Genomic DNA, 23307 nt, shown 5'->3' with positions numbered 1-23307 from the left:
CTCAGTTAGTTGCGGCCGTCGGGCGCGTTGACATCGCGCAGGCCATCGCCGACCAGGTTGATCGCCAGCACCAGCAGCGCCAGCGCCACACCTGGAATGACGATCACCCAGGGCTTGAAGAACATGTAGGTCTTGCCCTCGGCCACCATCAGGCCCCACGACGGCGTGGGCGGCTGCACGCCCAGTCCGAGGAAGGACAGCGTGGCTTCCAGCAGAATGGCGTGGGCCATTTCGAGCGTCGCCACGACGATCAGTGCACCCATGATGTTGGGCAGGATCTCGCGCAGCAGGATGTAGGGGGTCGAGGCCCCGATGGCCTTGGCGGCCGCGATGAATTCGGCATCGCGCAATTGCTGCGTGGCCGAGCGCGTGACCACCGCAAAGCGGTCCCACAGCAACAGCCCCAGCAGCACGATCACCACCTTCAGCGAGCCACCGACCAGCGAGGCCATGGCCAGCGCCACCAGCACCACCGGCATGGCCAGGCGCGTGGTGATGAGATAGCTGATGACGGCATCGGTGCGTCCGCCGAAGTAACCGGCCAGTACGCCCAGGGTGGTGCCGATCAGGCCCGAGATCAGCGCGGCGGCAATGCCGATGGTCAGCGAGACGCGCGCACCGAAGATCAGTCGCGAGAGATAGTCGCGGCCCAGCTTGTCGGTACCGAGGATGTGCTCCCAGCTGCCCTGGGCCTGCCACACCGGCGGGATCAGGCGTGCCGTGACATCCTGGTCGAAGGGATCATGCGGCGCCAGCAGCGGTGCGAAGATCGCCGCCAGCACGATGATGGCCAGGAACAGTGCGCCCAGCACCAGGCCGCGATGGCCCAGCAGGCGGCGCAACTTGCGACGCCATGCCGGCAGCGGTGGCAAGGCTGCACTCAAGACGGCCGTGGGCGGCAAAGTGGATGATGAGGTAACGCTCATGTCGTCTCCAGACAAGATCAGCGGGTACGGATGCGCGGGTCCAGCAGCGCATTGATGACATCGGCCAGGAAGGTCAGGCCGATATAGAACATGGCGATGATCAGCACCACGGCTTGCACCACCGGATAGTCGTTGCGCGAAATGGCGTCCCAGGCGAGTTGCCCCAGGCCCTGCATCGAGTAGACCGACTCGATGACCACCGAGCCCCCCAGCATGAACCCCAGCTCAACTGCCGCCAGCGCCACCACCGGGATGACCGCATTGCGCAGGGCATGCTTGAACACCACCCGCGATTTGGAGAGCCCCTTGGCGCGCGCCGTGCGGATGTAGTCCGAGCCCAGCACCTCCAGCATGCCCGAGCGGGTCAGCCGCATCATGGCCGGCATGGCGTAGTAGCCCAGCGCCACGGCCGGCAGGATGAAATGCTGCCAGCTCTCGTTGCCGGCCACCGGCAGCCAGTGCAGGGTGACGGCGAAGAGGAGGATCAGCGTCAGGCCGAACCAGAAGCTGGGCATGGCCTGCCCCACCACGGCGATCAGCAGCGCCGTGCGATCCAGCCAGGTATCGCGATAGAGCGCCGCCAGCACGCCCAATGGAATGGCAGTCAGGATCGCCAGCAGCAAGGCGCTGCCGCCGAGTTTGAAGGTGATGGGCAGGCGTTCGGAAATCATTTCCATCACCGGCCCCTGGAAGTAGAAGGACTTGCCGAAGTCGAGCTGCACGGCGCGGCCCAGCCAGTCCACGTATTGCGTGGTCAGCGGGCGGTCCAGGCCGAACTGGGTACGCACCGATTCGACCTGGGCCGCCGTGGCTTCCGGCCCGGCGATGGAGACCGCCAAATCGCCGGAGAGATGCAGCAAGGTAAAGCTGACGACGGACACCGTCAGCGCCACGCACAAGGCGATGGCGAGGCGGCGCAGGAGGTAGATCAACATGGCGATCCTTCCTTGCAAAAGCTGGGCGGATGACGTCAGGAGCGGCGCACGCAGGGCGTGCGCCACCGGGTTTATTTCCAGGAGGCTTCGTAGAAGCGCGGCAACTCGTCCGGATATCCCTGGAACTTCAACTGCGCATTGAAGGCATAGAAGGTCGAGTAGGAGAACATCGGTGCCACGTAAGCCTGTTTGGAAATGAGTTCCTGCGCCTTGGTGTAATTGGCCTTGCGCACAGCCGGATCGATGGAGGTATCGGCGGTCTGCAGGAACTGCTGCAATTGCGGATCCTTGGTGATGTCATCGGCCCCGCCCTTGAAGTAGACGCCGGCAAAGGCCGAGGTATCGTTCATGGAGAAGGAGCCCCATGAATAAAAGCTCATGGGTGTCTTCCCGCTGCGGTATTCGGTCTGCAGGGCCGCGAACTTCATGTAATGCAGCCGTGCGCGGATGCCGACCTTGCGCAGGTCGCCGATGATGGCTTCGGCGATTTCACGCTCGCGGTAAGCGTAGATGTCGGTATCGAAGCCGTTCGGATAACCGGCCGCCGCCAGCAGCTCCTTGGCCTTGGCCGGGTTGTAGTCAAACTTGATGGCGGCATTGCTGTCGCAGCCGAACTGCGTGCGGAAGCAGGCGGTATAGACCGGCTGGCTGCCGCCGCGCATCAGGTTCTCGGCATAGCCCTTGCGGTTGATGGCGTGATTGACCGCCTGGCGCACGCGCACATCCTTGAAGGGAGAATTGGGCGCGGAGGTGCCGGTCGCATCCAGGGTGATGAAGCCCACGCGCATGGTCTCGCCACTCTGCACGGTCAGCTTGGGATTGGTCTTGAGCGAATCGGCCTGGTCGGGCGGCACGCGCCAGATCCAGTCGATGGCCCCGGTCATCAGCTGCGCGGCACGCGTTTCCGGATCGGGGATCACCACGAACTTGATGTTGCCAATCGAGGGCTGGCCTTGCGGGCTGTCCTTGAAGTAGTTGCCGTTCTTGACCAGGGTCACGCCCTGCCCCGGGATCACGCTGGTGACCTTGTAGGGACCGGTACCGATGGGAGCTTTGGAAAATCCTTCCAGCCCGACCTTCTTGAAGTAGGCCGCCGGATAGATCGGCAGCGGACCGGCCAGATATTCGAGGGCAGCGGGGAATGGTCCCTTCAGGTTGATGCGGACCTGGTAGTCGCCCAGCTTGTCGACGCTCTTGATCCAGTCGGTGTTCTGGCGCGTGACCGCCTTGGATTCCGGCGAGACGGCGTAGTTGAAGGTGAACACCACATCGTCGGCGCTGAACTTGTCGCCGTTCTGGAATTGCACGCCCTGGCGCAGATCCAGCACCAGCGCAGTGGGCGACTCCCACTTCCAGGCGGTGGCCAGTTGCGGCTTGTACTCGTTGGTCTTGGGATCGCGATAGATCAGCGTGTCCCAGATCAGGTGCGCCAGGATCACGCCTTCGCGCAGGTTGTTGTGGTACTGGCTGATGTTCTCGACTTCGCTGTCGGAAGCGTAGATGAGGGTGTCGTTGGCCTTGCCGGCATGGGCTGCCATCGCGCTCATGGCCCCCGCCATGAATACCGCGCAACGTGACCAGCGCATGAGGGATTTCGGTAGTGCGTTCATTCCTGCCCCTTCGTTCGAATAAGACAATTTAGAAAAAATCGCGACGTCGGGGCTGATACTAGGCTAGGATTTATCGATGCCACAATCATCAAATTTCTAAGCCTGCGTTGCCGAATCCAGAACGCAAAAATGCTGCACCACAATGAGACCACCCTGGCAAAAGCCGCATCGCTGCTGGGCTGCGGGGCGTGGAGCAGGTGCAGCATCGCAGTGCGCGCCCAGCCCGCAAGCACTGCACCAAAGCCGTGAAGCACGCACCAAATAAAGCGCGAAATTATTTGCACCGACCGGGTAAAGTGCCGGTCAGCCTTGGTCAGGACGGAAGGAGTCACCGGATGAAATCACAGCAACTGCAAGACACCGCGCTGCGCTACTTTCTCGAAGTAGTCCGCTGCGGTTCCATCAGCGAAGCCTCGCAGCGCCTCAACGTGGCCAGCTCGGCCATCAGCCGCCAGATCAGCAGCCTGGAAGAAACGCTCGATACGGTTCTGTTTGAACGCCGTCCACGCGGCATGGTGCTCTCGGCGGGTGGCGAGATGCTGGCCGCGCATGCGCGCAAGATGGCACTTGAAGCCGACCGCGTGGTGGCCGACCTGCAGGCCTTGAAAGGCTTGCGCAGCGGGCGTGTGCGGCTGTCGGCCTCGGAAGGTTTTGCGATCGATTTCCTGCCGCGCCTGATCAACGCTTTCCAGAAAAAATATCCGGGCTTCGTGTTCCAGCTCTTCGTGGGCGCGCCGGCAGTCGTGTCGCGCCAGGTGCGCGAAGGCAATGCCGACATCGGCTTGACCTTCGCACGACTGCCCGAGCCGGAGATCAAGGTCGTGCACCGCCAGCCCGGCCCGATTGCGCTGGTGATGCGCAACGATCATCCGCTGGCGCGCTTCCGCCATGTGTCGCTGGGCCAGCTCAAACCCTATCCCCTGGCCCTGCCCGACCCGACCACGACGCTGCGGCAATTGTTCGACATCGCCTGCAGCCGCCAGCAAGTGGTGATCGAACCGGTGATGACCAGCAATTACATCCAGTCGCTGCACAACTACGTGCTCGATAACGACGCGCTCTCCATCACCGGCGACGTCACCGTGCGCTACCGCATCGAGCGCGGTGAACTGACCATGCGGCCGATCCGCGACTGTCCGACCGATGGCCGCTTTGTGGAAGTACAGACGCTGGCCGGACGGACCTTGCCGCGCAGTGTCGAGATCTTCCTGGATTATCTGGTCGCGGAATTGAGCAAGGACCTGTAAAACGCAACAACGCAACGCGGCCGCTACAGGAGCGGCCGCGTTGTTTCTTCTTTCAGCTTTTCAGCAGGTCAGTGCATCGCTCAGAAGCGCCAGCTGGCTTTGATCGCCGCCGACTGGTTGATGAAACCGCTGCGGCCTTCGGCATCGAAGCGCAGCAAGATGTCGGCCGCTTCCACCAGCTTGAAGCGATAGCTCACACCCGCCTTCAAAAACCACGGCGAGCGAGCGGGTCCGGGCGTGGTGAAGGACTGGCCCGGCGCACCGGCATAGGTGGCCACCAGGTCATCGCGATCGTTGATGACGTCATAGCTGGCACCGAGGTAGGTACTGATCTGCGAACCTGGCGTCAGCGCGTAATTCAAACGCGCCGCCGTGCCGAGCAACAGGGCCTGGCTGCGCTTGCCCTGCACCGACAGGTTCAGGTCCCCTGCCCCGTTCTCGGCGTAGGACGGGCTTTGCAGGCGGGTGTAGTCGAGCTGCAGGGCCGGTACCAGGCTCATTGCTTCACTCAGCGGCAGCGTGAACGATACATTCGTGCCCAAATGCGCATGCCAGCTCTGGAAGCGGCTGCTGGCGATGCGGTTGAGGCCACCGAACTGCATCTGGCGGTCCAGGCGGTTGCCGTTGCGGCCTAGGTCGGCTTGCCAGCCGAGTGATATCTCTCCCAGCGGGAAGCTGCCGTAGAGGGCCACCATGTTGGACTCGATGCGGCTGCGACTGCCGGTGCCGGTGATGGCGGTATTGCCGCTGGCACTGGTGCTGGCATAGGCGTAGGAAAGGCCGGCGCGTGCGCTGTCGAACTCCATCTCGGCACCGGCGGCCAGGCCCGAAGTGCTGGCGCTGAAGCCGGACTCGCCGCCACGGTCGCCCTGGTTGGTGCGCGACTCGAAGGGCATGATCCACACCTGGCGGTCGCCGCCTGCCTCGCCTGAGGACACGCCGCTGCCTGCAGCTGCGCTGCCCATGTTGCCGCTCTCGGTGCGGGTGGCGATGACGCGGTTCAGGGACGCCATGGTGCCACGGATGGCGCTGGCACTGACGTCCCTGGGCAGGGTCTGGCTGGCGGCACGCAGCAGGCTTTCCGGGTCGGGCATGCGGCCCAGGGCAGTGACCACCTGGGCCATGTCCGCCGTGGAGGGCTGCCGGATCTGGCGGTCCAGTACCGGGGCGACCCGTGCAGCGGCCGTGGCGGCGGCGATGAGTGTGGCCGAGGGGCGCACTGTGGGGGCGGGCGCTGGAGCCGGTGATGCTGCTGCAGGGGTTGCGGGTGCTGCCGATGCTGCAGCCGGTGCCGCCGGTGCTGCTGGTGCTGCTGGTGAGGATGCCGGTGCTGCTGGTGCTGCTGGTGAGGATGCCGGTGCCACTGGCGCTGCCGGTACTGGTTTATTTGCGGCCGGACCAGTTGGAGCTTGCGTGGTGGACGCTTGGGTGGTCGTAGCCTGTACAGCTGGAGCCGGTGCAATGGATGCTTGAGTACTCGTTGCCTGTACAGCTGGTGCAGGTGGAGTGGCCGCCTGAGTGCTCGTGGCCTGTACAGCTGGTGCAGGTGGAGTGGACGCCTGAGTACTCGTGGCCTGTACAGCTGGTGCAGGTGGAGTGGACGCCTGAGTGCTCGTGGCCTGTACAGCTGGCGCTGGCGCAGTGGATGCCGGTGTGCCAGTTGCCTGTACAGCAGGCGCTGGCGTAGTGGATGCCAGTGTGCCAGTTGCCTGTACGGCTGGCGCAGGTGTACTGGACGCCAGCGTGCTGGTCGCCTGTACGGTTGAAGCCGGTGTACTGGACGCATCCGTGTTCGTTGGCTGTACGGGCGGAGCAGGTGTAGCGGCCGGCTGCGTGCCCGTTGCTTGTATGGCAGGGGTCGGTGTCCCCCCCGCATCCGGCGTCAGCACCGCCTGGGCGACCTGCTGAATGCTGGTCGCGTCGACGATGTTCAGGTCAAGCGCAGTAGCGGACACCACAGGCTTGAAGTCGAACAGCAGGGAATTGTCCGTGACATTCAGGCGCGGTGCGGTGAGGCTGCCGGCCGTGACCACGCCGGCCAGTGTCTGGCCGCTTCCCAGACTGGCGGTCTTGTAGACATCCACGGCCAGGTGCGCGTCGGGCGCAAAGCTGGCCGCCCCGGTGACTGCCAGCTTGCCGTATTGGCTGGCACTGGCCACGCCCACGGTCAGGGTCTGGTCCGCCGTCAGGCTGAAGGCCGGTACGCTCAATGTGCCGGCGGCGATGGTGGTGTTGCCGCTGTAGCTGAGCGGACCGAGCACGTGCAATGTCCCTTCCCCCTGCTTGACCAGGCTGCCCCTGCTGCGGCCATCGGCGATGCCGGCATTGAGCGTCAGCGTGAAAGCCTGGGTATCGAAGCGCCCTTCGCCACTGACGCTGACCACATTGCCCAAGGCCAGTTGGTCGGCCGCCGCACGCAAGGTGGTGCCATCGGACATGGCCAGCGGGCCGGTACCCAGCGCGGTGGAAGACGCCACGCCGAGCGTGCCGCCTTCCAGCCGGGTGCCCCCCGAATAGCTGTTGTTGCCCGACAAGGTGAGGCTGCCCTCGCCTGTCTTGACCAGGCTGCCGACGTAATCGGCATCGGTCTTTTTGCGGGCGGCGTCGAGATAGGTGGCCTGGGCGTGATAGTCGCCCAGCGCCACCGTGGCCGGATCTGCGGCGATCAGCCTGGCCATCAACTCCTCCTTGCTCAGCGTGGGACCGCTGCCGGACTGCTTGAGCAGCGCCGCTGCCAGCGGATTGGCGGCGACTGCCTTGTCGGCTTGCTGGAAGGCAGTGTTGTCCTCTTTCTTCTTGCTGGCCTGGAAGGTGGCATTGCGCTGCGCGCGTGTCTGCACCAGTGTCATGGCCTGGCCATAGCCGCTCTCCACATTCGATGCGATCTGGACCGCCGCGCTGGCAGCGGCCGCCTGCAGGGCATCCGGCGAGGCGGCCTCACGGGCTGCCAGCTGGGCACGGTCATCGCTCTTGCGCTGGATCAGCGCGGCTTCGGAGATGTCGTTGCTCCAGGTGTCGCTGCGGCCGGCGGCGATGTTGGCGTTGAACACGCCCAGCAGTTGCCCCGGACCATTCAAGGCCTTGTTGAGGTCCGGCACGCCCCAGCCGAACATGGCATTGGGCACGTCCGCCGGACCGCTGCCCAGATGCTTGGCGGTAGTCAGCAGGATGGTGCGGATGGCCTGGTTGTCGAGGTCGGGATAGCGCTCCATGAGCAGCCCCAGTGCGCCGGTCACGTGCGGGGCGGCCATGGAGGTGCCGGAGGCGTTGACCAGGTCGGTGTCGGAATTGATGTTCAGACTGGTGATGGCCGAGCCGGGGGCGGACACGCACCAGTACCTGGCCAGTCCACACTGGTTGGAGAAGCTGGGCAGCACCGAGCTGGCGTTGATGGCGGCCACCGCGATCCAGTTCTGCTCCAGTTCCGGCCGGAAGTAAGGCAGTGCCGAGCGGATATTGACGTTGGCCTTGGCGGTATTGCCGGCCGCCCAGACCATCAGCGTGTTGGATTCTTTGGCCACATCGGCGGCGGCGTCCAGCCAGCTTTTCTTGTTACCGCCTTGCAGGCGCTCGTAAGCTGCGGCCACGCCGCCGATGCTGCCGAAGTCATCGCGCGAATCCGCACTGCCCCAGCTGCTGTTGATGACCCGCACACCGGCATTGGCGAGGTTGCCGTAGGCTGCCTTGAAGTAGTTGTAGTCCACGTTCACGCCATAGACCGAACTGTCGGTGCCGTTGGTATTGGTGATGTGGTAGTCGCTGGCGAAGGCAACCCCCATGATGCCCGCGCCGTTCTTGGCCGCGGCGATGGTGCCGGAGACGTGGCTGCCGTGCTTGTCGTTGAGTTTGCTCAGTGCGCCGGTGGTGCTGAAGGCGTCCCCTGCTTTCCAGGCCTGGCTGCCGTCCTGATATTGCGAACCGTCATTGGCGTAGGTGCCGGTGACGGCCAGGGCCTTGACGTTGCGGGTGACGAACTCGGCGTGGGACAGCAATAGCCCGGAATCGACCGCGCCCAGCTTGATGCCCAGGCCCGAGAAGCCGGCCGCGTAGGCGTACTGGGCATTCATGGCCCCCAGCCCCCAATCGGTCTGGAATTCCTTGTTGCCTGTCCAGCTGGCCAGGGCGGCGGCAGCGTCGGTGGTGGTACTGCCATCGTAGTTGACGAAACTCTGGGCGCCAGCGGGCAGGCTCAGGGCCGGGCTCAGGGTCAGCAGTACGGCGGTGCAGAGACGGTGTAGGCGCAAGCCGGCGGGCGGCGTGGTGCAGGCGGACTTGTCCTGCTTCTTTTTGTGTTTCATCTTCCCTTCCTCGGTCGATCTTTTGGAATTGGCCGGGTCATCGGGAAGGCAAACCCGTCCCCCGTCCTTCTTGTCGTCGCCCCTTGGTGCCGGTTCGGACCGGCTTTTGTAGGGGCGCATTGTCGGGGGACAAGGTCTTTCTGGACATTGTCTTTTGGTGCTGTTCAGGGCGGAGGGAGGTGAAGCGTCGTACCTCTGGTGAGGGGGCGACGGAAGGAAGGAAGGAAGGAAGGAAGGAAGGAAGGAAGGAAGGAAGGAAGGAAGGAAGGAAGGAAGGATGACGCGCGAAACCCGTCTGCGGGTCACTGCCAAAAGGAAGAAGCGTCAGTGCCGTCCATGCAAAGGCACCGAGCAAAAGAGCGGATAAGAAAATCGCCGCAGGCATTGCAGCCGGCGGCGATGTGAAGAAAACGGAGAAAACGGAGGTGGCTGATACGGGGCTCATCACCCGTATCGGCTGCCGCATGTCAGAGCGCTTCCTCCGACCACCCCAGCCCCAGCGCCTTCTGAATTCCCACAAAACTGCGCGTCAGATTGGCCTCGGCCTGCAACAGATTCTGCTGCGCGGTGATCTGCTGCCGCGTGGTGTCGAGCACTTCGATCAGCGTCCCGGTACCCGCCTGATAACGCTGCCGCGCCAACACCAGCGCACGGTCGGCAGAGACCTTGGAACGCGCGATGGTCGCCACGCTCACCCGGCCATAGCGGAAGCGCGAGAGCGCATCCTCGGCATCGCGCAGGGCTTCCAGCACGGACTGGCGATACTTCATCTCGGCCTCGTCGCGCAAACGCTCTGCTTGCGTGACACGTGCCTTGGCGCGGCCAAAGTCGAGGAAATTCCAGCTCAGCATGGGTGCGCCCAGCGCCGCAAAATCATCCAGGCGCGTCAGGTCCGAAGGTTGTGTTCCACCCAGCCCGATCACGCCGAACAGCTTCAGGCTCGGATAGCGCGCCGCTTCAGCCTGGCCGATCTTGGCCGTATCGGCGGCCAGCGTGCGTTCAGCAGCGCGGACATCAGGACGACGACGCAGCAGCGAGACCGGATCACCCACCGCCACCTGCTGCGGCGGCAGCGGCACGGGGGCTGTGGCCGCCAGTTCGCTGTCCAGCGTGCCCGGCTCCTGTCCCAGCAGCGTGGCCAGTTGGTTGAGGTAGGCATCGCGCTCGGCCTGCAGCGGGACCAGGTCGGCACGGCTGGCATCAAGCTGGTTCTGCACGCGCAGCTGATCCAGCGAAGAGGCCGTGCCGCGCTCGACACGCTGCCCGGTCAGCTGCAGCATCTGCTCCTGCGCCTGCACCGCTTCTTGGCCCAGCGACAGACGCAGCTGGCGGTCGCGCAGGCTGATGTAGGCATTGGCCACTTCAGCGGCCAGGCTCACCTGCACATCGGCCAGCGAGGCCTGCGCCGCATCGGCCGTGGCCGTGGCCGCTTCCACCGCGCGGCGGCGGGCACCGAAAAGATCGATCTCCCAGCTCGCATCAAAACCCACGCTGTAGAGATTGGCGCTGGTCGGCGAGCCATTGCCGGAGCTGGAGCCGCCGGTCAGCGCGCCCAGGTTGGCCGGCGGCAGGCGCGCATGTCCGGCCAGGGCCGAAGCACCGACGCTGGGGGCGGCATTGGCCTGTTCCAGCGCCAGCCCCGCACGCGATTGCTGCAGACGGGCACGCGCCACGCCCAGATTTGGATTGGCTTGCAGGGCGCGCTCGATGAGGCTGTTCAGTTCGCTGTCGCCCAGGCCTTGCCACCATTGATTGATCGGCGCGGCGCTATTGGCGCTGTCGCCGCCGCGGACGAATTGCTGGCTGTGTGCCGCTTGCGGGGCGGCTTCGGGCGGGCCGGCGTAGTCCGGTCCGAGGGCGGAACAGCCGGCCAGCAGCGCGGCGGCCGCCAGCGCGATCAGGCGCACGGCCGGGAAGGAAGAGGAAGTCTTGTCCATGTTGATCATCAATGAGAAGCCACCGGTGCGGCATTGGTCGGCAAGGGGCGCAGGAACAGCACCAGCGGAGTCACGCAGAGGATGGCCACGCCCAGCATCCAGAACAGGTCGGCATAGGTCATGGTCAGCGCCTGCGCCTGGATGGTCGCGCCCATGAGCTGGATTGCCACATCCTGCCCGCCCAGCAGATGGGCTTGCGCGGCGATGCCGGACTGCACCAGGTCGGAATTGGCGTTGAGGCTTTCTTCCAGGCGGCGGCTGTGCAGCCACAGCCGCTGGTCCTGGATCACGGCAATGGCTGCCAGCGCCAGCGAGCCACCCAGGTTGCGCGCGGCACTGTAGAGGCCGGATGCATCCCCGGCCTGCGACGGCGGCACCGAGCGGATCGCCGCCTGATTCAGGAACAGCATCGCCAACACCGTGCCCACCCCGCGCATCAGCTGCGAGGCCACGAAGGAGCCTCCATAGGACAGCGGGCTCAGGTCGGTCTCGATGAAGGCCGAGGTGGCCAGCAGCAGGAAGCCGGTGCCCACGGCAATGCGGATATCCACCAGCCGCATCAGCAAGGGCGTGAAAGGCATCATGAGGATCATCGGCACGCCCGAGAGCAGCACGATCCAGCCCGATTGCAGCGAGTTGTAGCCGGCAATGCCGGAGAGGAATTGCGGGATCACGTAGGCCGTGCCATAGAGCGCCACGCCGACGATCATGGCCATCATCACCACGGAACCGAACTGGCGGTCGCGCAAGAGCCGCAGCTGGATCACAGGATGGCGCGCGCGCACCTGTCCGATGGCCAGCAGGATGAAGCCGAGTACGGAGGTGGCCGCCAGCCAGCGGATATCCGGGGAGGAAAACCACTGCTCGCGCTCGCCCTCTTCCAGCACCACCGTCAGCCCACCCAGCCCCAGTGCCAGTCCGGCGATGCCGAACCAGTCGGCCTCAGCCAATTGTTCGAACTTGGGACGTTCATAGGGAATGGCCACCAGCAGCAAGGTGATGAGGGCCGCACCCACTGGCAGGTTGATGAAGAAGGCATAGTGCCAGCTGACGTTCTCGGTCAACCAGCCACCCATCACCGGCCCCAGCACCGGACCGAGAATGGCGGTCGCACCGAACAGGGCATTGCCGACCGGCTGCTGCGAACGCGGCAGGCGCGTGGCGATGATGGTCATGGCGGTGGGAATGAGCGCGCCACCGGTGAAACCCTGTCCGACCCGGCCCACGATCATCATCGGCAGCGTGGTCGAGAGGCCGCACAGCACCGAGAACAAGGTGAAGAGACTGGCCGCCGTCAGCAGCAGCACGCGCAATCCCAGCAGCCGTTCCAGCCAGGCCGACATGGGGATGATGACGATCTCGGCCACCAGGTAGGCGGTGGCGATCCAGGTGCCTTCAGTGCCTGAAGCTCCGATTTCACCCTGGATGGTGGGCAGCGAGGAATTGACGATGGAGATATCCAGCGTGGCCATCAGCGCACCCAGCGTGCCGGCCGCAACCGCCAGCCAGGCGGAGGCATCGGCTTTCTCCGGCTGGGCGGGGGCCGCGCCGCTCACTGCGACTCCTTGCGGGTGGCGTTGGTCTCGCTGTTGCGTTCGCGCAGTTCACGCAATTCATCTTTGGCCGCGATGGTGTTGACTTCCACCGTCGCCGACAGGCCGGCCACGAAGGCACGGGTTTCTTCCGGCGTAGCATCGACGGCCACGCGCACGGGCACGCGCTGGACGATCTTGGTGAAGTTGCCGGTGGCATTCTGCGGCGGCAGCAGCGAGAACTGGGCGCCGGTACCCGGCGAGAGGCTTTCCACATGGCCGTGGAATTCCACGCCCGGCAAGGCATCGACCTTGATGATGGCAGGCTGGCCGATGCGCATGATGCCGATCTGGGTTTCCTTGAAATTGGCCGAGACGTAGAAGCGGGTCGGCACCACGGTCATCATGCGCGTACCGGGCGAGACGAACTGGCCGACGCGGACCTGCTTGTCACCGATGCGGCCATCGACGGCGGCGCGGATCTCGGTATAGCCGAGGTTGACGCTGGCAGCATCGTATTGCGCCTTGGCCGTCTCGCCCTGGGCCTGCGCCTGGCGCACCTGGGCCTGCAGCGAGCGTACCCGCAGCTGCGCCGCATCGAGCGCAGCACGACGTGCGGCGACCGTGCTGCGGGCTTGGGCCTGCTGGTTGCGCAGGGTGGTCAGGCGTTCACGGGTTTCGGCACCGGAGGCCGCCAAGGGGGTGTAGCGCTCCACTTCTGCGGTAGCGAAGCGGGCATCTTCATCGGCTGAGGCAAGCTGGGCCTTGGCCTGCGCAATGGCGGCCTGTTGCTCGGCCAATTGGGCATGGGCAGCTTCCTCGCTGGCGCTGGCGGCGTCGATCTGGGCCTTGGCCTGGGCGGCTTGCGCCGAATAATCGCGCGCATCGATGCGCACCAGCGGCTGGCCAGCCTTGACGATCTGGTTGTCCGCCACCAGCACCTGGTCGACATAGCCGGTCACCTTGGAGGACACCGTCACGCTGTCGGCCTGGACGAAGGCATCGTTGGTGCTCTCCAGATACTTGCCGCGGAACTGGTAGTACAGCACCCAGGCCGCCACGATCACCAGCACCAGCAAGCCCAGCGTACGCAGGATGAAGCGGGCGCGCGGACTCATGCGTTTCTTGGGAGCGTTGTTCTTGTTGCTGCCGTTGGTGGAGGCATCCGGCCGGGAGGGACTGGCTTCTGCAGTGCTCGGTGTGTTGCTGGGTGTGGCGTCGGTCATCTTTTTTATCCTAATATCTGGGCGCGGAGGGCTGCTAACTGAATCAATACACTGGGCAACACTGTATTGATACGGAGCAATACACTTCGCGCGCCAGCACCAATACAGTGGCAATACGGGGTCAATACAGCTTTCCCCAACCGAACGGGGAAAATAATGAGGTACCATATGATATGGTATCTGGAAAAATCATGTCTACAGGCTTTACAAACGATGACAGCAGCAGTGCCGCCGAGGCGCTGCGCGACTTCTACATCCGCTCGCACCGCACGCTGGACAAGCTCATGGCCGGCGAAGGAGCCTCATTGGCGCGCAACAAGATGCTCGGCCACATCGAACGCAACAGCCCGGTGCGCGCGGCCGACCTGGCCACGGCCTTTGGCTTCGCGCCGCGCACCATCACCGAGGCCATCGATGCCCTGGAGCGCGACGGACTGGTCCAGCGCAATGGCGACACCACTGACCGCCGGGTCAAATACATCGCTTTGACAGCGTCAGGAAAAGAAGTGCTGCGGGCCTCGGAGCCGGTGAAAAAAACCTTCATCGACGGACTGTTCGCTGCCCTGAGCCAAGAGGAAATCGGGGCGCTGACCACTGTATTGGGTAAACTCAACCATCGGCTAGCTGAATTGGAAGAGGTGTATTCCTCGAACGCCCCTGTGCCAGCCGCAGCAACGGATGAGCTACCCGCCAAACGCAGCCGCAAGAAAAGCTGAAACGAACGAACAGGTAAAAAAAAACGCTCCCGCAAAGGAGAGCGTCAGACAGACTGCGCGGCCAGATCGCTGGCCGCGTTCACCGCCATGGCATCACAGTTCGGCGAATCGATCGGTGGCCGCGATCAACTGATCGAGGATGCCGGGTTCGTTGTAGGCATGACCGGCGCTGTCGATCAGGTGCAATTGCGAACCGGGCCAGGCCTGGTGCAGGTCCCACGCCGACTTGGCAGGGGTGGCCAGGTCGTAGCGGCCCTGCACGATGACGCCGGGAATGCCTTCGAGGCGCGAGGCATTGGCCAGCAACTGTCCCTCCTCCATGAATCCCTTGTTGAAGAAGTAGTGGTTCTCGATGCGCGCAAAGGCCAGCGCGAATTGCGCATCGTTGAAGGAATCGATCAGGCGTTCATCGGCCACCAGCGTGATGGTGCTGGCTTCCCAGCGACTCCAGGCACGCGCGGCCTGCAGCTTGGCGGCTTCGTCGTCGCCGGTGAGGCGCTTGCGGTAAGCATGCACCAGGTTGCCGCGCTCGGCGGCCGGGATCGGGGCCAGGAATTCGTCCCAGCGATCCGGCACCATCCACGAAGCGCCCTCCTGGTAGTACCAATCCAGCTCGGCCTGGCGCAACAGGAAGATGCCGCGCAGGACCAGTTCGGTCACGCGCTGCGGATGGGTCTGCGCGTAGGCCAGCGCCAGCGTGCTGCCCCAGGAGCCGCCGAAGACCTGCCAGCGCTCGATGCCCAGCAGTTCGCGCAGGCGCTCGATGTCGGCCACGAGATCCCAGGTGGTGTTGGCGTCGAGGTTGGCATGCGGCAGCGAGCGGCCACAGCCGCGCTGGTCGAACAGGACGATGCGGTATTTCTCCGGGTTGAAGAGACGGCGGTGCGAAGGACCGCAACCGCCACCGGGGCCACCGTGCAGGAAGACCACCGGCTTGCCCTTGGGGTTGCCGCAGACTTCCCAGTAGACCTGGTGGCCGTCGCCGACGTCGAGCAGGCCGTGGTCATGCGGTTCGATGGGAGGATAGAGGCCGCGCAGGGTGGCAGGAGCAGAAGTGGTCATCAGCAGATCCTTGAGGGTGAAGACAAAAGATGCAGTATAGGGTGGGCGTGAAAGGAACGCAGAGTCCTCATTCCACCACGAGTTCCGGATTGTTCTTCACTTCGTTGAGCACGAAGAATGAACGCAACTGCCGCACGCCCGGCAGCCGCAGCAGCGTATTGGCGTGCAGGCGGTTGAAGGCCTGCAGGTCCTTCACGCGCAGCTTGATCCAGTAGTCGAATTCCCCGGCCAGCAGCAGGCACTCCTGCACGGCGGCGATCTCGCGCACCGCTTTCTCGAACTCGGCAAAGCTTTCGGGAGTGGAACGGTCCAGCACCACGCCCACCGTCACCAGCACCGGCAGGCCCAGCTTCTCGGGGTCGAGGATGGCGCGCACTTCCTTCACATAGCCCTCATCCATCAGCCGTTTGGTGTGGTTCCAGCAGGCGGTGGCGCTCATGCCCAGCTTCTTGGCCAGCTCGGCATTGCCGATGCGGCCGTCCTTCTGCAGCGCCTTGAGGATGCGCTTGTCCATGCGGTCCAGTGACATGATGAATCTTTCTCTTAAATCTTGTTTATCGCAATTTTCTTTGCATGAAATAATTTACATCGCTTTTTCATCACGAATCATGCCATAAATTCGGAAGCACCATTTTAATCCTCCGGCGTAAAGTTGATCCCGGCGATTCACCATGAATCGAACCAGATTCGGACCCCTTTCGACCATCCAACTGAACCGGAGCACTCCATGCTGGCACTCGACAAACTCTTCCCTCGCAAGACCCTGGGCTTCTTCCCCTCCCCCATCCACAAGCTGGAACGCTTGTCCGCCATGCTGGGCGTGGAAGTGTGGGCCAAGCGCGATGACGTCTCCTCGGGCCTGGCCTTCGGCGGCAACAAGATCCGCAAGCTGGAATGGCTGGTGGCCGATGCCCTGGCCAAGGGCTGCGACACCCTGGTCTCGATCGGCAACATCCAGTCCAACCACACGCGCCAGGTCTGCGCGGCCGCTGCCGCCGTGGGCATGAAGTCCTATACCGTGCAGGAAACCTGGCTGGAATGGGATGATCCGGTCTACGACAAGGTCGGCAACATCCTGCTGACCCGCATCATGGGCGGCAACCCGATCATGGGCGGCTATGGCTACTCCACCACCGAGAAAGACACCTGGGCCCGTGCCCTGGAAGAAGTGCGCGCCAAGGGCGGCAAGCCCTATGCGATTCCGGCCGGCGCGTCGGACCACCCGCTGGGCGGCCTGGGCTATGCCAACTTCGCCGACGAAGTGGCGATGCAGGAACAGCAGCTGGGCATCTTCTTCGACAACATCGTGGTGGCGACCTGTACCGGTTCCACCCAGGCCGGCATGGTGGTCGGTTTCGCCGCCCAGGAGAAGCGCCGCCGCGTGATCGGCATCGACACCGCCGACGATGAAGCCATGACCCGCCGCGCCGTCACCAAGATCGCCAACGACACCAGCGAACTGATCGCCGCCAAGGGGGGCCAGCGCGTGGTGGTGCGCGATGCCGACATCGAGATCATCCCCGACTACAGCGGCCCGGCCTACGGCCTGCCGAGCGAGCAGACCATCGCCGCCATCCGTACCGCCGCCGAAATGGAAGCCATGCTGACCGATCCGGTGTATGAAGGAAAATCCATCGATGGCTTGATCGACATGGCCAAGAAGGGCCATTTCAAGGGCCAGCGCGTGCTGTATGCCCACCTCGGCGGTGCCCCGGCACTGAACGCTTATTACAAGGCCTTCGAAGATCCGGAAAACCTGACCAAGCTGGCCCGCGAAGCGCGTTACAAGGAGTAAGCGGAATCCCCGCGCACAGGCGGATATCCTGATAGCGATCCGGATATCCGCCACGCTGCACACCAAGCCCCAGCCTGTTCAAGCAGGCCGGGGCTTGTGTCGTTTTTGCGTGGCAAGTTCCCGCCTGCGAGGGCATTTTTGCCCGATGTATCCACGCGCTTGATCGGCATCAAAGCCTGCAGAAAGCTTCACGCGTACCTTTCGGACATCCTCACTCGACAGGTAAAACACCGTGAAAAAAATCGTCACCATCACTGCCGCCGTTGCCGCTCTGGCTTCCTCCTTCGCCGCTGCTCCCGTGTTCGCGCAAGAAGCGCAAAGCCCGTGGCTGGTGCGCGTGCGTGCCGTTGATCTGAGCCCGGAAAACAAGTCCGACCCGGTCGGCGGCGCCGGCGCCTCGGACCGCATCACCATCAACGAGAAGGTGATTCCGGAACTCGACATCAGCTACTTCTTCACCCCGAACATCGCCGCCGAACTGGTGCTGACCTATCCGCAAAAGCAGGACGTGCGTCTGGACGGCAACAAGATCGGTACCTTCAAGCACCTGCCGCCAACCCTGCTGCTGCAATACCACTTCATGCCTGAAGCAGTCTTCAGCCCCTACGTCGGTGCCGGTATCAACTACACCCGCATCTCCGGCGTGGATCTGGCCAACGGCCTGCAACTGGACAGCAACAGCGTCGGCGGTGCCCTGCAGATCGGTGCCGACTACAAGATCAACAAGAACTGGCTGATCAACTTCGATATCAAGAAGGTGCAGATCTCCAGCGACGTCAAGACTGCTTCCGGCGCCAAGATTTCCAGCGTCAAGATCGACCCGTGGCTGATCGGCGTTGGCGTGGGCTACCGTTTCTAAGGTATTCTTGCCGCACCCAAACGGCGCGATCCGTCATCGATGATGACCGGTCGCGTTGTTTTTTGGGATCCGCGCTAACGTCCCCGCCACCGGTTTCCCGGCCGCCATTTCTTGCAACGCCATCCGCCCTTGCAGCGTTAGCTGGAGCAGTCTCTGCGGCATGCTCCGCCCGTCCACCGTTTGATAGTAGGAAGAGGTTAATTACGATGTCGACGACTTCGCACCCCAATACCCCGGTCGCGCCCGGCGCGCCGATGCCCCATCGCAAGATCATCCGCTCCTGGGTGATCCCCATCAGCCAGCGCAGCACGGCCATCGCCCTGGCACTGTCGGTGCTGGATTTCTGCCTGTTCGGTGCCAGCCTGGCGGCCATCGTCTGGGCCCCGTGGCTGCTGGCCAAGATCGCGCTGGGCGTGGTCAATGGCTTCATCATCGGCCGACTGTTCATCCTCGGTCACGATGCCTGCCACCAGGCTTTCACGCCCAGCCGCAAGCTCAATACCTGGCTCGGCCGCCTGTTGTTCATGCCCTCGCTCACGCCCTATAGCCTGTGGGCAGTCGGTCACAATGTGGTGCACCACGGCTATACCAACCTGAAGGGTTTTGATTTCGTCTGGCAGCCGCGCTCGCTGGAAGAATTCCGCGCCCTGCCGCGCTGGCGTCAGCGCCTGGAGCGCATCTACCGCAGCGGCTTCGGTCCCGGCCTGTACTACATGATCGACATGTGGTGGAAGCGCATGTACTTCCCCTCGAAGAAACAGATGCCGACCCGCCGTGCTGAATTCATGTGGGATGGCGTACTGGTGACCGCCGTCGCCGTCGTCTGGATCGCCGGCCTGGCCTGGGCCGCGCAGGCGACTGAACAATCCTTCTGGACCCTGCTGGTGACCGGTTTTGCGATTCCGCTGCTGTTCTGGAAGGCCATGATCGGCTTCGTGGTGTATGTGCACCATACGCATACCTCGGTGGCCTGGTATGAAGACAAGATCACCTGGGCCGCTGCGCAGCCCTTCGTTTCCACTACCGTGCACCTGACCTTTGGCCGCTACTGGGGATCGCTGCTGCATCACATCATGGAACACACCGCGCACCACGTGGACATGAGCGTGCCGCTGTATCGCCTCAAGCAAGCCCAGAAGAAACTGGAAACCATGCTGCCCGGCCGTATCGTGATCCAGCGCTTCTCCTGGCGCTGGTACTTTGACACGGCACGCCGCTGCAAGCTGTATGACTTCAAGCGCCTGTGCTGGACCGACTATCGTGGCCGCCCGACCAGCACTCCGCTGCCATTGCCGGACATGAGCAAGCCTACGGCAGAAGCCTGAACAGAAGCCAAGGCAGCCCCATTCAGGAAGCCACGAAGGTTCTGAAGTTTCAACAACAAGACGGTCGCATGGAAGGGCATTCGCGGGTCCCCGGTAACCCCGCGATACCGCCCACTTTCCCCCATCAAGGCCGCTTCTCTTCCACGTACTGTCAGCCGTCGTCATTGGCCGTCAGTTCTGATGTTTTTAGGTGAAATCCGCCATCACACGGTAAGCCTGCCCGCCCTTTCGGGCGCTTACTTGGACCAAGTTTGATCTGGGACAAGAAATGCCGTCTGATTCGGGAATACTGTGCTGCCTATCACGTTCCGCGCACTTAAAATCGAGTCATTCGATTGCCACAAGTCCGCCGGGAACATCGTATGAACCAGCCTTGCCACTCCACTTCGCTCGCCGCTGCCAACAACGCCGCCGCGCCCCTGACCCAATGCTCGCCGCTGACCGCCGCGCGCGAAGCCGCCGCCAGCTCTGCGCTGCGCAGCTGCACCGCCTGCGGCATGCACCAGCTGTGCCTGCCCATGGGCCTGGATGAATCCGACATGAAACGCCTGGACAAGATCATCGGCCGCCGCAAGGTCGCCCGCGATGACTTCCTGTACCGTATCGGCGACCGCTTCACCGCGCTCTACGCCGTGCGTGTGGGCCATTTCAAGACCTATCAGGAAAACCTCGACGGCGACCGCCAGATCACCGGTTTCCAGATGCCTGGCGAACTGCTGGGCATGGATGCCATCAGCACCGAGCAGCATCAATGCGATGCAGTGGCCCTGCAGGACAGTGAAGTCTGCGAGATCCCGTTTGCCCGCCTGGAACAGTTGTTCGGCCAGATCCCGCATCTGCTGCGTCACTTCCATCGCATGATGAGCCACGAGATCACCAGCGAACAGAACGTCATCATGCTGCTGGGGAACATGCGTGCGGAGCAGCGCTTTGCTGCCTTCCTGGTGAATTTGTCTTCACGTTATGCCGCACGCGGCTATTCCTCGACGCGCTTCCAGCTGCGCATGACGCGTCAGGACGTCGGCAACTACCTGGGTCTGACCATCGAAAGCATCAGCCGCCTGATTTCCAAGTTCCGCAAGCAAGGCCTGCTGGCGGTGGAACAACGCGATGTGGAAGTGGTGGACCTGGCCGCGCTCAAGCGCCTGGCGGCCGGCGTCGATGCCTGCACACCGGCACCGGCGGCAGCAGCTACCGCGCGAGCAGCCAGCTGAAGGCTTGCAGGCTTGAAATTGGTGGCAGCACCGACTTCAAGCCAACCCGAGCCAACCCAAGTCAATTCAGTGTTGATTGAAGCGTTCCAGGGCGTTCAGCCCTGGACGTAATGACGTAAGCGCTCTCTCGGCAGGGCACGCGTCAGCCTCACGGCCAGCAGGCCGCAGACGGCGAAACTTCCCCAGAAACAGAAGAACCCGACGGTATAGGCGCCCAGCGCTTCCCATTCGTGGCCGGACACCATGGCCAGCTCCTCGGGATTGAACAGGGAAAAGAACACGCCCTCGGCCGCGATGGCCATCAGGAAAGCCACCCAGACCACGATGGCAAGATTGCGTTGCTGTTTGCGCATGGCTGTCTCCTTGACGCATGAAGTTTCATCCGAAGATGGCCGGTCTTGAAGCCGGCTTCACTCCAGCTTAGCGCATTATTCGGCCGGTGCGTAGGCCTCCGCATTCATTTCGATGCTGCGCTGTTGCGGCCACACCCAGGACCCGTGCAGGCGCCAGCGATGGCTGCTGTCCTCGGCTACCAGGCGCCAGCGTGCCTGCTCCATCTCCGCCAGCGGTACCGAGAAGCTGCCATCGGCGGCCGGACGCACCAGCAGCGTGCGGTCCTTGGCCGGCTGGGTCGGGTGCACCAGGTTCAGCACCAGGGTCTGGCCCTCTTCGCCGACGGCAGGCACCTGGCGCAGCTGCAGGCGGCCGCGCAGCACGGCAGCGGCCGGGTCATAGGCGATGCCGATGGCCGCGCCCAGCCTTTGCGCCTCATGATCGCGGCGCAGGTCCTTGTTGATGGCCTTGCCCTGCTTGTAGTAATCGTCGGCCACCAGGGCATCGGCCCGCGAGATGGCCAGCCAGGCGGTAAAGATCCCCGCTACCACCACTACGGCCGGGCCGGACATCAGCAGCCAAGGCCAGCGGTGGCGGTACCAGGGAGCGGTGTTGCCAAGCTTGGGGGAGATGGTGGTCATGGTTTCCTCTCGATATGAAGTTTGGTTCACGTGTGTTGCAACGCTTGCCGCACTCAGCGGCGCGGCACCAGGAACACGGCCTTCTCGCTGACATGCAGCGCCGGCTGGTCCTCTGCCTGCAATTCGATATGAATCTTGTTGGAGCCGGACTCACCCGCTCCATGCGGCGCCCTCACCCGCACCGGCACCATCAGGGTCTGGGTGGCGGCCAGTTCGATGGGGCCGGCCGGATCGACGGTCAGTCCTTCGATGCCGCTCGCACTGATGCGATAGCGATGGCCGCGCTCATCGGTGTTGATGACTTGCAAGCGGTAGACGTTTTCGATGATGCCGTCCTCCACCTCGCGGCCCATGGAACCGCGATCACGGATCACATCGAGCTTCAGCGGCGTGCGCACCACCAGCGAGCCCAGGAACAGCGCGATCACCGCACCCAGGATGGCGGTGTAGATCAGGATGCGCGGACGGAACAGGCGGCGGCGGATTTCCGGCGTCGAGAAGCCCTGCTCGATGGCGTTCTCGGTGGAATAGCGGATCAGGCCGCGCGGACGGTCGATCTTGTCCATCACGCTGTCACAGGCGTCCACGCAGGCCGCGCAGCCGATGCACATGTATTGCAGGCCCTGGCGGATATCGATGCCGGTCGGGCAGACCTGGACGCACATGGTGCAGTCGATGCAATCGCCCGCCTTGCGTCCCTCCTGCAGCTTGGCTGCCTTGGCCGCAGGCATGCGCGGCTCGCCACGGGCGTTGTCATAGGTGATGATCAGGGAGTCGCGGTCGAACATGGCGCTCTGGAAACGGGCATAGGGGCACATGTACTTGCAGACCTGCTCGCGCATCCAGCCGGCATTGCCATAGGTGGCGAAGGCGTAGAAGGCGATCCAGAAGCTCTCCCACGGGCCCAGTGCGAACTGGCCGATTTCCGGCAACAACTCGCGCATCGGCGAGAAGTAGCCGACGAAGCTGATGCCGGTCCACAGGGCCACGCTACCCCAGGCCAGGTGCTTGGCGGACTTGCGCCAGAGCTTGTCGAACGACCAGGGCTGGCGGTCCAGGCGCATGCGGGCACTGCGGTTGCCTTCGATGCGGCGTTCGATCCACAGGAAGATCTCGGTGTAGACCGTCTGCGGACAGGCGTAGCCGCACCAGACGCGGCCGGCGATGGCCGTGAAGAGAAACAGGCTGAAGGCGCAGATGATCAGCAGCGCGGCCAGCCAGATGAAGTCTTGCGGCCACAGTACCAGGCCGAACAGGTAGAACTTGCGTGAGGCCAGGTCGAACAGCACGGCCTGGCGCTCGTTCCAGTTGATCCACGGCAGTCCGTAGAACACCAGCTGCGTCAGGAATACGCACAGCCAGCGCAGGCTGGCAAAGCGTCCCTGGATCTCGCGCGGGTAGATCTGTTCACGCGCGGCATACATGCGGATGACGGCGTATTCATCCTTGCTCTCCTTCGTCGGCAAATCCTGCTGCGTTCCTGCCTCGGGTGGCGGGTCCCCTTCCTTGCCCTGCCTGGGTGTCATTGCGGCCTTGTTCATGGTCTTGCCTGCTCTGCTTTCGCTCTCTGTCATGCGCCCCTTGGCCGGGCGCGGCCGATATGGCCATCACGAAGAACGCCGAGGCCGCGCAGCTCTGTGTCTGCGTCGGC

The 23307-nt window shown here is 63.7% G+C and carries 18 protein-coding genes; 6 read left to right on the top strand and 12 right to left on the bottom strand.

The genetic code is table 11. From position 1 onward, the window contains the following. Window positions 1–5 precede the first annotated feature (5 nt). The 3 genes from ACWHXP_RS03970 to ACWHXP_RS03960 form a co-directional block, all read right to left on the bottom strand. Window positions 6–926, bottom strand: coding sequence for an ABC transporter permease (locus ACWHXP_RS03970; protein ID WP_489634446.1), 921 nt, complete (start codon window positions 924–926; stop codon window positions 6–8). 17 nt (window positions 927–943) lie between these two features. Further along, window positions 944–1861, bottom strand: coding sequence for an ABC transporter permease (locus ACWHXP_RS03965; protein ID WP_121042182.1), 918 nt, complete (start codon window positions 1859–1861; stop codon window positions 944–946). A gap of 71 nt (window positions 1862–1932) precedes the next feature. After that, entirely contained in the window at window positions 1933–3471 is a 1539-nt protein-coding gene (locus ACWHXP_RS03960; RefSeq protein ID WP_489634447.1) for an ABC transporter substrate-binding protein, read from the bottom strand. A gap of 335 nt (window positions 3472–3806) precedes the next feature. On the opposite strand from ACWHXP_RS03960, the gene ACWHXP_RS03955 reads away from it, so the two are divergent. Then, window positions 3807–4718: a LysR family transcriptional regulator gene (locus ACWHXP_RS03955; RefSeq protein ID WP_489623273.1), complete on the top strand. Its 912-nt coding sequence runs from the start codon at window positions 3807–3809 to the stop codon at window positions 4716–4718. 80 nt (window positions 4719–4798) lie between these two features. Here the strand turns inward: ACWHXP_RS03955 and ACWHXP_RS03950 are convergent, their stop codons facing one another. From ACWHXP_RS03950 to ACWHXP_RS03935, 4 genes are all read right to left on the bottom strand, one after another. Continuing rightward, window positions 4799–9016 (bottom strand): S8 family serine peptidase, encoded by a 4218-nt coding sequence (locus ACWHXP_RS03950; protein ID WP_489634448.1) that lies wholly within the window; start codon window positions 9014–9016, stop codon window positions 4799–4801. A 467-nt stretch (window positions 9017–9483) separates the two neighbouring features. Further along, window positions 9484–10962, bottom strand: a complete 1479-nt coding sequence (locus ACWHXP_RS03945; RefSeq protein WP_489634449.1) for an efflux transporter outer membrane subunit — start codon at window positions 10960–10962, stop codon at window positions 9484–9486. Beyond that, a complete protein-coding gene (locus ACWHXP_RS03940; RefSeq protein WP_489634450.1) occupies window positions 10962–12509 on the bottom strand; it encodes an MDR family MFS transporter in 1548 nt (515 codons plus the stop codon). Before ACWHXP_RS03940 ends, ACWHXP_RS03945 begins: the two co-directional genes overlap by 1 nt. Next, window positions 12506–13711 (bottom strand): HlyD family secretion protein, encoded by a 1206-nt coding sequence (locus ACWHXP_RS03935; protein ID WP_489634451.1) that lies wholly within the window; start codon window positions 13709–13711, stop codon window positions 12506–12508. The genes ACWHXP_RS03940 and ACWHXP_RS03935 overlap by 4 nt, the downstream gene beginning before the upstream one ends. 191 nt (window positions 13712–13902) lie before the next feature. Between ACWHXP_RS03935 and ACWHXP_RS03930 the strand changes: the two genes are divergently transcribed. Further along, window positions 13903–14427, top strand: a complete 525-nt coding sequence (locus tag ACWHXP_RS03930) for a MarR family winged helix-turn-helix transcriptional regulator (RefSeq protein ID WP_489634452.1) — start codon at window positions 13903–13905, stop codon at window positions 14425–14427. A 93-nt stretch (window positions 14428–14520) separates the two neighbouring features. On the opposite strand, the gene pip is transcribed toward ACWHXP_RS03930, so the two are convergent. Together pip and ACWHXP_RS03920 are read right to left on the bottom strand one after the other, a co-directional pair. Next, window positions 14521–15489 carry a prolyl aminopeptidase gene (gene pip, locus ACWHXP_RS03925; protein WP_121042198.1) on the bottom strand — a complete coding sequence of 323 codons (969 nt, stop codon included), beginning with the start codon at window positions 15487–15489 and terminating at the stop codon, window positions 14521–14523. Between the two features lie 67 nt (window positions 15490–15556). Then, window positions 15557–16018 carry an Lrp/AsnC family transcriptional regulator gene (locus tag ACWHXP_RS03920; protein WP_017454720.1) on the bottom strand — a complete coding sequence of 154 codons (462 nt, stop codon included), beginning with the start codon at window positions 16016–16018 and terminating at the stop codon, window positions 15557–15559. A gap of 198 nt (window positions 16019–16216) precedes the next feature. On the opposite strand from ACWHXP_RS03920, the gene ACWHXP_RS03915 reads away from it, so the two are divergent. The 4 genes from ACWHXP_RS03915 to fnr all read left to right on the top strand — a co-directional run bounded on the left by ACWHXP_RS03915 (window position 16217) and on the right by fnr (window position 20682). Further along, window positions 16217–17284: a 1-aminocyclopropane-1-carboxylate deaminase gene (locus ACWHXP_RS03915; protein WP_039784832.1), complete on the top strand. Its 1068-nt coding sequence runs from the start codon at window positions 16217–16219 to the stop codon at window positions 17282–17284. 232 nt (window positions 17285–17516) lie between these two features. Next, window positions 17517–18143, top strand: coding sequence for an OmpW/AlkL family protein (locus ACWHXP_RS03910; RefSeq protein WP_489634453.1), 627 nt, complete (start codon window positions 17517–17519; stop codon window positions 18141–18143). A 254-nt stretch (window positions 18144–18397) separates the two neighbouring features. Then, window positions 18398–19468 (top strand): fatty acid desaturase, encoded by a 1071-nt coding sequence (locus ACWHXP_RS03905; RefSeq protein ID WP_134224132.1) that lies wholly within the window; start codon window positions 18398–18400, stop codon window positions 19466–19468. A 362-nt stretch (window positions 19469–19830) separates the two neighbouring features. Further along, a complete protein-coding gene (gene fnr, locus ACWHXP_RS03900) occupies window positions 19831–20682 on the top strand; it encodes a fumarate/nitrate reduction transcriptional regulator Fnr (RefSeq protein WP_039784830.1) in 852 nt (283 codons plus the stop codon). Window positions 20683–20777: 95 nt separating this feature from the next. Here the strand turns inward: fnr and ACWHXP_RS03895 are convergent, their stop codons facing one another. The 3 genes from ACWHXP_RS03895 to ccoG form a co-directional block, all read right to left on the bottom strand. After that, complete coding sequence (locus ACWHXP_RS03895; protein WP_039784829.1) at window positions 20778–21035, bottom strand: hypothetical protein; 258 nt, start codon at window positions 21033–21035, stop codon at window positions 20778–20780. Between the two features lie 75 nt (window positions 21036–21110). After that, on the bottom strand, window positions 21111–21656 hold the full coding sequence (locus tag ACWHXP_RS03890; RefSeq protein WP_489623280.1) for a FixH family protein: 546 nt from the start codon (window positions 21654–21656) through the stop codon (window positions 21111–21113). A 53-nt stretch (window positions 21657–21709) separates the two neighbouring features. After that, entirely contained in the window at window positions 21710–23197 is a 1488-nt protein-coding gene (gene ccoG, locus ACWHXP_RS03885) for a cytochrome c oxidase accessory protein CcoG (RefSeq protein WP_489634454.1), read from the bottom strand. Window positions 23198–23307: the final 110 nt, after the last annotated feature.

Source organism: Herbaspirillum sp. Her2 (genome assembly GCF_057961375.1).
The sequence above is the reverse complement of the archived record's forward strand: the minus strand, read 5'-3'. Positions and strand labels throughout refer to the sequence as shown.

Bases quoted from the DNA above. Each gene is read 5' to 3' on its own strand.
- ACWHXP_RS03935 (WP_489634451.1), bottom strand. From the start codon at position 13,711: ATGACCGACGCCACACCCAGCAACACACCGAGCACTGCAGAAGCCAGT.
- ACWHXP_RS03915 (WP_039784832.1), top strand. From the start codon at position 16,217: ATGCTGGCACTCGACAAACTCTTCCCTCGCAAGACCCTGGGCTTCTTC.
- ACWHXP_RS03970 (WP_489634446.1), bottom strand. From the start codon at position 926: ATGAGCGTTACCTCATCATCCACTTTGCCGCCCACGGCCGTCTTGAGT.
- ACWHXP_RS03950 (WP_489634448.1), bottom strand. From the start codon at position 9,016: ATGAAACACAAAAAGAAGCAGGACAAGTCCGCCTGCACCACGCCGCCC.
- ACWHXP_RS03890 (WP_489623280.1), bottom strand. From the start codon at position 21,656: ATGACCACCATCTCCCCCAAGCTTGGCAACACCGCTCCCTGGTACCGC.
- ccoG (WP_489634454.1), bottom strand. From the start codon at position 23,197: ATGAACAAGGCCGCAATGACACCCAGGCAGGGCAAGGAAGGGGACCCG.
- ACWHXP_RS03945 (WP_489634449.1), bottom strand. From the start codon at position 10,962: ATGATCAACATGGACAAGACTTCCTCTTCCTTCCCGGCCGTGCGCCTG.
- fnr (WP_039784830.1), top strand. From the start codon at position 19,831: ATGAACCAGCCTTGCCACTCCACTTCGCTCGCCGCTGCCAACAACGCC.
- ACWHXP_RS03965 (WP_121042182.1), bottom strand. From the start codon at position 1,861: ATGTTGATCTACCTCCTGCGCCGCCTCGCCATCGCCTTGTGCGTGGCG.
- ACWHXP_RS03905 (WP_134224132.1), top strand. From the start codon at position 18,398: ATGCCCCATCGCAAGATCATCCGCTCCTGGGTGATCCCCATCAGCCAG.
- pip (WP_121042198.1), bottom strand. From the start codon at position 15,489: ATGACCACTTCTGCTCCTGCCACCCTGCGCGGCCTCTATCCTCCCATC.
- ACWHXP_RS03920 (WP_017454720.1), bottom strand. From the start codon at position 16,018: ATGTCACTGGACCGCATGGACAAGCGCATCCTCAAGGCGCTGCAGAAG.
- ACWHXP_RS03895 (WP_039784829.1), bottom strand. From the start codon at position 21,035: ATGCGCAAACAGCAACGCAATCTTGCCATCGTGGTCTGGGTGGCTTTC.
- ACWHXP_RS03955 (WP_489623273.1), top strand. From the start codon at position 3,807: ATGAAATCACAGCAACTGCAAGACACCGCGCTGCGCTACTTTCTCGAA.
- ACWHXP_RS03930 (WP_489634452.1), top strand. From the start codon at position 13,903: ATGTCTACAGGCTTTACAAACGATGACAGCAGCAGTGCCGCCGAGGCG.
- ACWHXP_RS03960 (WP_489634447.1), bottom strand. From the start codon at position 3,471: ATGAACGCACTACCGAAATCCCTCATGCGCTGGTCACGTTGCGCGGTA.